At 64.0% G+C, this 7,447-nt stretch carries 11 protein-coding genes; 5 read left to right on the forward strand and 6 right to left on the reverse strand.

All coding sequences use genetic code 11. The annotated features are described in order from the left end of the window. The first annotated feature begins 249 nt into the window (after nucleotides 1–249). A complete protein-coding gene (locus tag MKK88_RS03455) occupies nucleotides 250–624 on the forward strand; it encodes a hypothetical protein (RefSeq protein ID WP_243997204.1) in 375 nt (124 codons plus the stop codon). On the opposite strand, the gene MKK88_RS03460 is transcribed toward MKK88_RS03455, so the two are convergent. The 4 genes from MKK88_RS03460 to MKK88_RS03475 all read right to left on the reverse strand — a co-directional run bounded on the left by MKK88_RS03460 (nucleotide 621) and on the right by MKK88_RS03475 (nucleotide 3,898). Continuing rightward, nucleotides 621–2,240: a methyl-accepting chemotaxis protein gene (locus MKK88_RS03460; RefSeq protein WP_243997205.1), complete on the reverse strand. Its 1,620-nt coding sequence runs from the start codon at nucleotides 2,238–2,240 to the stop codon at nucleotides 621–623. The two genes, MKK88_RS03455 and MKK88_RS03460, sit on opposite strands and share 4 nt — an antisense overlap. A 117-nt stretch (nucleotides 2,241–2,357) precedes the next feature. Next, nucleotides 2,358–2,720 (reverse strand): low affinity iron permease family protein, encoded by a 363-nt coding sequence (locus MKK88_RS03465; RefSeq protein ID WP_243997206.1) that lies wholly within the window; start codon nucleotides 2,718–2,720, stop codon nucleotides 2,358–2,360. Nucleotides 2,721–2,804: 84 nt separating this feature from the next. Next, a complete protein-coding gene (locus MKK88_RS03470) occupies nucleotides 2,805–3,230 on the reverse strand; it encodes a hypothetical protein (RefSeq protein WP_243997207.1) in 426 nt (141 codons plus the stop codon). A 383-nt stretch (nucleotides 3,231–3,613) separates the two neighbouring features. After that, complete coding sequence (locus MKK88_RS03475; RefSeq protein ID WP_313902293.1) at nucleotides 3,614–3,898, reverse strand: pyocin activator PrtN family protein; 285 nt, start codon at nucleotides 3,896–3,898, stop codon at nucleotides 3,614–3,616. A 449-nt stretch (nucleotides 3,899–4,347) separates the two neighbouring features. On the opposite strand from MKK88_RS03475, the gene MKK88_RS03480 reads away from it, so the two are divergent. The 3 genes from MKK88_RS03480 to MKK88_RS03490 all read left to right on the forward strand — a co-directional run bounded on the left by MKK88_RS03480 (nucleotide 4,348) and on the right by MKK88_RS03490 (nucleotide 5,742). Beyond that, on the forward strand, nucleotides 4,348–4,725 hold the full coding sequence (locus tag MKK88_RS03480) for a type II toxin-antitoxin system RelE/ParE family toxin (protein ID WP_243997209.1): 378 nt from the start codon (nucleotides 4,348–4,350) through the stop codon (nucleotides 4,723–4,725). An 84-nt stretch (nucleotides 4,726–4,809) separates the two neighbouring features. After that, nucleotides 4,810–5,253, forward strand: a complete 444-nt coding sequence (locus MKK88_RS03485; RefSeq protein ID WP_243997210.1) for a helix-turn-helix domain-containing protein — start codon at nucleotides 4,810–4,812, stop codon at nucleotides 5,251–5,253. A gap of 60 nt (nucleotides 5,254–5,313) precedes the next feature. Further along, on the forward strand, nucleotides 5,314–5,742 hold the full coding sequence (locus MKK88_RS03490) for a hypothetical protein (RefSeq protein ID WP_243997211.1): 429 nt from the start codon (nucleotides 5,314–5,316) through the stop codon (nucleotides 5,740–5,742). 36 nt (nucleotides 5,743–5,778) lie between these two features. On the opposite strand, the gene MKK88_RS03495 is transcribed toward MKK88_RS03490, so the two are convergent. After that, nucleotides 5,779–5,961 carry a hypothetical protein gene (locus MKK88_RS03495; protein WP_243997212.1) on the reverse strand — a complete coding sequence of 61 codons (183 nt, stop codon included), beginning with the start codon at nucleotides 5,959–5,961 and terminating at the stop codon, nucleotides 5,779–5,781. 84 nt (nucleotides 5,962–6,045) lie between these two features. Here MKK88_RS03495 and MKK88_RS03500 point away from each other — a divergent pair, with 84 nt between their 5' ends. Continuing rightward, the gene (locus MKK88_RS03500) at nucleotides 6,046–6,468 is read left to right on the forward strand and encodes a hypothetical protein (RefSeq protein WP_243997213.1); all 423 of its coding nucleotides are present in this window, start codon (nucleotides 6,046–6,048) and stop codon (nucleotides 6,466–6,468) included. A 493-nt stretch (nucleotides 6,469–6,961) separates the two neighbouring features. On the opposite strand, the gene MKK88_RS03505 is transcribed toward MKK88_RS03500, so the two are convergent. Continuing rightward, a partial coding sequence (locus MKK88_RS03505) for a hypothetical protein (RefSeq protein ID WP_243997214.1) occupies nucleotides 6,962–7,447 on the reverse strand: 486 nt, incomplete at its 5' end.

The raw sequence follows: 7,447 nt of genomic DNA on the forward strand, positions 1-7,447 counted from the left end.
GTCAGGGCAAGCCAGACCCGCGCACGCATGAACGCAACCCTTCGTACACAACGAGCAGTCGGTGTGTGCCGGAATGGTTTCCGAGTGGTTCATGGCAGCGGTGCAATTCACGCGATCCACCGACCCCGCACTTCTTTGGACTGGCATTGCCGATGACAACCGGGTTGACGGTATTGCTCTCGGGGCATGTATTACAGGGGCTGAGACGATGTCCGCCTCTGCGCGACTGGTCTCTACGGGCATAGGATCATGAGCGAAGGCATCGTGCCACTACGCCAGAAAGGTGAGGCGGGTTCAGCGCTCGACCGCTTCGACATCGCTGCAGTGGCGCTCCTCATCGGTGGCCAAGCGGCAAGCCTACAAGCGGCCCGGGCAGTGGTGATCCTGAACGACCTCCGAGCGCAGCGAGATCAGATGACAGCGGTGCTCGTAGATGTACGCGGCCGCGAGCCGACCGGTGACCCTGAGATCGACGACACCAACGCTAACCTGATCACGGCGATCAACTCCGGCATCGTGCAGATCGACCTGTTCATCGCCCGTGGTCAGGTCTTCTTGGCGCAAGCTGCTCAACCGGGAGCATACCGGCCTGAAGCATCAGCACGGACACCGACAAATGCCTAATGCCGATAGCGTTCGGCGAGGGTCATCAGCGCCTGGGCGAGCTCCGTGAGATTGGCCGAAGCCGACTCGACCTGCCGCGTGCCGGCCGCGGTTTGTTGGCTCGCCTGCCGGATGTTCTGGAGCGCGCCCACCACCTGCTCGATCCCGAGCTGTTGCTGGTTCGTCGAGGCGACGATCTGCTGGAACACCTGAGTGCCTTCCTCGATCTTCGCGGTGATCTCCTCGATGGTGCGCTGCGTCGTGTCGGAGCGGGTCTTGCCGGTGGCGGCACGCTTGACCGCCTCCTCGGTCAGCATCACCGAGGTGTTGATACCCCGCTGGATCTCGCCCAGGATCCCGCGCACCTGGCCGGTGGCGGCCTTGGCCTGGTCGGCCAGCAGCTTCATCTCCGAGGCCACCACCGCGAAGCTCAACCCGCTCTCGCCGGCCGCCGCCGCCTCGATGGCGGCGTTGAGCGCGAGCAGGTGCGTGCGTTCCGAGATGTCGTTGACCGTCTCGATGATGTCGCCGATCGTCTGGGTCTTCTCCGACAGGCTGACGATGTTGCCGGCCACCGCCTCGGCCTGCTCGCGGATCGCGTCCATGGCCTTCGCGGTATCCGAGACGGCGCGCAGCCCCTGGCGGGAGGTCTGCGCGGTGGCCTGGGCGGTGGTGATGACCTCGGTGGCACGCTTGCTGATCTGGGCGCCCGACTGTGTGATCTGATCCATGGTGGCGGCGGTCTGCTGCACGGCGGCGAATTGCTGTTCGACGGAGGCAGCCTGCTCCTGTGCGGAGGCGCGGATCTCGGCCGCGGCGGCGTTCAGGTCGGCGGTGGCGGCACGGTTGGTCCGGGCGAGGTCCGAGAGACCCGAGACCATCGCGTTCAGGCTGCGGCCTAGGCGGCCGATCTCGTTGTGCCCTCCATCCCCGAGTTTGCCTGAAAGGTCGCCCTCACCGACGTGCTCGACGAAGCTCATCACGCGAACTAGTGGCCAGACGATCAGGCGGTTGATGGCGACGCCGATCGCGGCGCAAATCAGGAGCGTGAGCAGGGTACCGCCCCACAGGGCGAAGCTCTCATCACGCTGAGCCTTTGCGACGCGTGCGACCTGCTCCGCACGGGTCCGTTCTTCCAGGTTGTCGATGGCGGCGAGCCTTCCGCGCAGGGTGTCGAAGAACTGCTTGCCTCTGCCTTCAGCCTCGATGCGCACCGCATCCGGTCGCGTCGCTGGATTGACTGCTTCTCGGATGGCGGTCTCGCCGATATCAGTCTGCCAGGCGCGCGCCGCCGTCACGGCGTCGGCCAACAGGCGCGACCGCTCGGCATTGTTGCCGATCAAGGTCGTCAGACGCGTAATCGTTTCGTCGAGGGCCGGCCGACCCGCGCGGTAGGGTTCCAGGCTGCTCTCGCGCCCGGTGATCAGGTAGCCGCGCAGGCCGGTCTCCTGGTTGAGCATAGCGGTGCGGAAGGCGTCGAGGCCGCGGACCACTTGGGTCGAGCGGTCGAGGGCGTCGGTCGCCTCCTGCAACTGATTACGTGTCGCTAGCACTGCCCCGCTGCTGAGCACGGACACCAGCGCGATGACGCCGATGGCACCGCCCAGCGTGCGGTTGAGGCCAAAGGTATTCGGCATGCTCGATCCTTCTTGACCAGAACTGCGGACGGCTTCGAGCGGCAGCCGCAACGATGGTGGCATCGCCAATAGCGCTCAAAAGGAGCTGACGCGAGCAACACCGCGCTCTCCTGAGCCTCAAGCCTCAGTATCGACTGGAGCGGGCGAGGAAGGCTGCCGGTCCTGCCTGATCAGCGCCAGCTCCTCGGCGCTCCGTTCCTCAACCCCGATAAGACGTTCATCGGTGTCTTCGACGGCTCGGATCAGCTCATCCAGCTTCATCTGGATAGCGGCGGTATCACGAGCGCCGGCCACCAGAATGACGCCGGCCAAGAGCATGGCGGCGATGGACAGGAACAGGTTGAACACGAGTGCCCAGTGGTCGTTGAAGCTGAGGATGAAGCCGGCGCCCAGTCCAGCGGCGACGGTGAAGCAGGTCGTCAGGAAGCCGACGGGCTTTGAAAGCCACACGGCAAGGCCGATGATCGGACGGTCCAGCATCAATCCTCAAGCTCAGCGCATCGAGCCGCTAAGCAAGATAGCGCGACCGTGTTTCCGGAATGATCATGTGCCTTCTAGCTCAACTCAGGCATAGGGGCTGCCGAACAGGTCCCCGAGCGCCTTCCGACGAAACAACGTGCGCCAGCGCCGGCGCTGATGCTCCGGCCGATCGTGGATCATGTGGCACCGCTGGCAGAAAGCCGCGAGGTTGGCGTCTGCGTTGTTCGAGGTGTCGTGGTCCCGGTGGGCCGCGGCGAGTACCACCCGTGTCCGGCGGGCCCGTCCGAGGATGTCAGCTCCCGCAGCGATCCGGATCCGCCTGCCCCAGCCGTCGCGCCACCGGCCAGCATCAGCGTCCCACCAACGGCCGTCGCCGAGGTGGTAGACCATCCGTCCATGCTGACGCCCGCAGCCCTCGCAGCAGCCTTTCGCCCGCTCGAACCGGATGACGGCCGAGAGCTGCGCCCAGTCGATGGGGTAGAAGAAGCGGTGCTCGGGCCGGATCGGCATAGGGCGCACTGTGCCAGCCATGGTGAAGAAAGCGTAGCAGTAGGGCGTGCGTCAGGTCCGAACAGGGGCATTCGCATGACGATGGCGCAAGGCCCCGACACCAAGCTTGCCCAAATGTGTCTGACTCGCTGACGCGCGGCCGCCTACCAACGCGCAAGCTTGGCAGTTGAGGGCGGGCATGGTGGCTGCAGCCGCGAAGAAGGTCGGACGGATTGCGCGGATGTGGCCGGACCAGAGACGGCAGGCGCCTGGGATGCCGCGCACTGACCATATCGACACCCGCACCGATCCGCTCCCGCCTCGGTCTCTGACGTCCGCCGAGTTGATCGCCATGGCTCGTTCGGCACGTCGATCGGAGACGAAGCTGTCGTAGGCGCTGACGCCTACCCGCAGAGCTGACGGCACTCTTTGCGGGCGACCTCAATCCGGCGGTCGAGGTACGCCGCGAGGTCGACCAAGGCGACGCCCTTGGCCGATTTCTGGCTGGCGTCGATCCGCACGATCGGCAGATTCAGCTTGCCTTCACTGACCCGGCGCAGCAGGTGCTCCTGCGACATCCCATCGAAGAAATCCTCCCGCACGCGATCCAGCGGAATGATGACCCGCGGGCCGTACTGCTCCCGCAGGATGGCGAACGTCGTCGGTTGCGCAGGGTCGGGCGCTAGCATGCTACGGGACTTCATCGTGTTCTCCGCGGGGTGAGCCTCTTAGCGCTTCCGCGTGATGTTCACGGCTGTAAGCCGACCGTTTGCCTCCGCTTCGTCTAGGATCCGTTTCGCCCTCTCCGTAGGGCTGCCGCCCCGCTTCCGAGCCGCCTCTAAGTCCACGATCAAGCTGTCGAGGATTGGCGCATACCGCTCGCCGTAGGTCTCCACGACGTAGGCCATGAACAGGACGCTTTTTTCGATCTCGGCGATGGTCGGCGCACGGTTTTGGAAGCGCCGTTTCCGTTGCCCTGCGCTCGGCTGTTGCCTTAGCATCTGTTCCTCCTAGGCTTGAACCAAGGCCCATCAGAACGGATCGGCACGGTGGACGGCAACCGGGAAGGCAAGGCCATGGATGCCACTTGCCCCTGCAACTGCCCACGCTTATAGTAGTTTCACTATAGGAATGCGCCATGCCCGATCAGCCCGAGCCGTCGCGCCAAGTCATCTTCGTGGCCTCCGCGCGGCGGGATATCCAAGCGATGCCCGCCGAGGTCCGGCGCGAGTTCGGTCAGGCGATCTTTGAGGCTGAGTGCGGCGGCAAGCATCAGCACGCCAAGCCGCTCAAGGGGATCGAGGCCGTCGAGGTCGTGACCGATTTCGACGGGGACACGTTCAGGGCCGTCTACACGGTGAAGCTCGCGGGCTTCCTCTATGTGCTGGACGCCTTTCAGAAGAAGTCGACCACCGGTCGAAAGACCGCGACGGTCGACCTGGACCGGATCAGGACGCGGCTCGCTGCCGCCAGGGAGGATCACAAGCGCAGGACGAAGACCCGGGACGCCGGCTGACCCCGGCGATGCAGGCCCGCGAGCAAGACGCTCACCCGACGATCACGGGCCATACCCTAACACCCCTAATAGAGATGATCACCGATGTCCGACACGCTCGTTCTGCCCGCCAAGCCCCGTCGTGCTGCCAAGGCTGCCCGTGCCACCGTGGGCGCCAATGTGGTGAACGTTGCCATTGATCTCGCAGCCACCGCTCAACCTATCGAGGAGCCGATTGAGTTTGAGACCGGCAGCGGGAACGTCTTTGCCGATCTCGGCCTGCCGGAGGCAGGAGACGAGGCAATCAAGGCGAGGCTCGTGATGCGTCTGCGCGCCGAGATGGACCGCCGGAGGCTCAGTCAGACCGAGTTCGCCAAGGTGCTGGGCGTGAAACAACCCGACGTGTCCAACCTGCTGCGCGGGCGCGTGCTCGGCTTCTCGCTTGAGCGGATGTTCGAGTTCACGCGTGCGCTCGGCGACGATGTAGAGATCACTCTACGGCCGTCGAAGGTTGAGCGCCGCGGGCGCATGTCCTTGAAGGTGGCCTGACGAAGCGTCGAGCGGCGGCCCTATCCGCACGTCGGAACCTCAAAGTCTGGAGAGCGAGAGATGGTAGAGAACGATCCGTTCGCCCGCCTTGAAGCCGGCTTGGCTCAGCCCGCACCGAAGATGCCGGAGCCGCCGAACGATGAGGAGATCATCCAGCGGGCGGAAGAGCATTTCGCCGAACTATTCGACGCGGTCAGAAAGTTCGATACCATCTTGCAGCGCCACGGCGACTGGACCGCTAAGTTCCTCTGGCTCAACGTCGACAGCAACCGTATTGCGTACGGGCGGATCAACATCTCAAAAGGAGGGCACGTCGTCAGAGAAGTGCCCCTGCATTTTCAGGGTAAAGGCGTCTGGTTCGCTGATCCCGAGTTCAAAGCGATCACACATCGCGAGAAAGAGCACGGGAACTGGCACACGGGCGAAATTGAAGAGATCAAGAGTGCTCTATCCACCTACATCCAGCACGTCGTCCAGCAACACGGCTGACCACTATTAATGAAGGCATCACAGTTTCTTTGATACCTAGCGTGCTCGCTTAGCTTCCTCACCCGCCACCGCCTCAACGGCTGCGATGACATTCTCAAGCTCGACGACCTGACGCAGCGCGCTCCCGGCCGGCAGCCCGTCATGCTCGGCCGTCGCCAGGATGAGCGTGCGCTGGTACGCCTTCAGGCGGTCGAGGAGGGCGAGGAGCTTGTTGAACATCTGCGGGCTGTAGCCGCGAGACGCGGAGGCCGGCAACTTAAGGTGGAGATTGACTCCCAACACGCGCCCTGATTCATCATAGGGGTGCCAGCAGAAGCCTATCAAATCCACGCCCTGCTCATGTCGCCGCCTGACGCCTCGGTCGTCGTCGGCCAGATGCCGGAGGAAGGCCGGGCGCACCTCGGCGCGAGACTGCACAACGTCTACCTGTCGCGCGAGTCGCTGGTGAAGATTAGGGCACGACACGCGGACATCGACTACTACGACCTGACGTGGACGCCGGAGATCCTAGCGCACGGCACTTTAGTCGCGGAGGATCCGCCTTCGAAGTCGATAGGAGCTGTCTACACGTTCGCGCGGACGAACCGGACCTTCAGAGCCGTCGTGAAGCTGTCGGGATCGCGCTGCGACATGTGGCTGACGGCATTTTATCGGATCGATGCGAAGCCGATGCTGCGCTACCTCAACAGTCCGTTGGTGCTGCGGAGGGCGGATCGTCGGCTGTGACGGGCGGCCCGTAAGCCGCCCGCCAAGCCCAGCGCGGTGGGGCCTGCCAGGTAACCCCACATTGCGAACCGATGGGGCGGTAAAGCGCCCATCGTCCTACGGCCGGCAGATCTCAGCCCTTGCGAGCTTTCACCGTGTCGCGCGCCGTTCCGAACAATCTCACGTAAAGGTTGCACGGTGATGGTCAAGGCTGGTTAGCAAAGCGTTATGACAGAGGCGCCGCGGTACATCTCGACAGTCGCGCTTCCTGCGCCCATCTTGGCGGGATGCGCTATGCCCTCGCCGCCGTGATCCTCTTCGCCGCTGTTCCGGCCCAAGCGCGAGACCCAGAGCCGGCAGTTAGCCGGCAGGTCAGCAATGAGCAGGTCCGCCAACTCTGCGTGGAGATCACCGGCAAGGAAGCCGGGCACCCGCTCCGCGATTGCATGGGCTCCGTCGATCTATTCCTTGAGCGCCATGCGGTCCCTCGAACGGACCCTTAGAGCTGGGCGAATTAAGCTGTCCCGTAGTCCGCAGCAGCCGTGAACGATCGACTGCCGACCGACGCGCGCTTCAGCTCGGCCATCATACCCTTAGGATCCTGCACCCCGTGGAAGTGGAAGTCTCCATTGTACTGCGTCTCGGTGCGGCTGCTGTTGTCCTGTGCGCCGTGATTGGTGACTGAATTCTGGGTCAGCAGGGACTGCGCTAGGCTGGCATTGGCCGAGGCCGCCCGCGCCCCGCTCTTGACCGCATCGAGCGCAGAGGTTTTTGCGGCCCCGTAGGCACCCGCATTGCTCTTGTAGCTGTCCGGCAACTGGAAGTGCGGCACGTCTTTGAAACTGCCGAAGCTATCGCCGCTGGCCTGCCCCCTGAAAAGTGGTCCTCCCTGAGGTATGGCTTTGAGCCATGTGGAGGATGTCGTCATGGGACGGAAGAAGCATACGGCTGAAGAGATCGTTGCTAAGCTGCGGCAGGTCGATGTCTTGATCTCGCAGGG

The sequence above is a fragment of the Methylobacterium sp. E-005 genome, from assembly GCF_022829725.1.
Classification (GTDB): Bacteria; Pseudomonadota; Alphaproteobacteria; order Rhizobiales; family Beijerinckiaceae; genus Methylobacterium.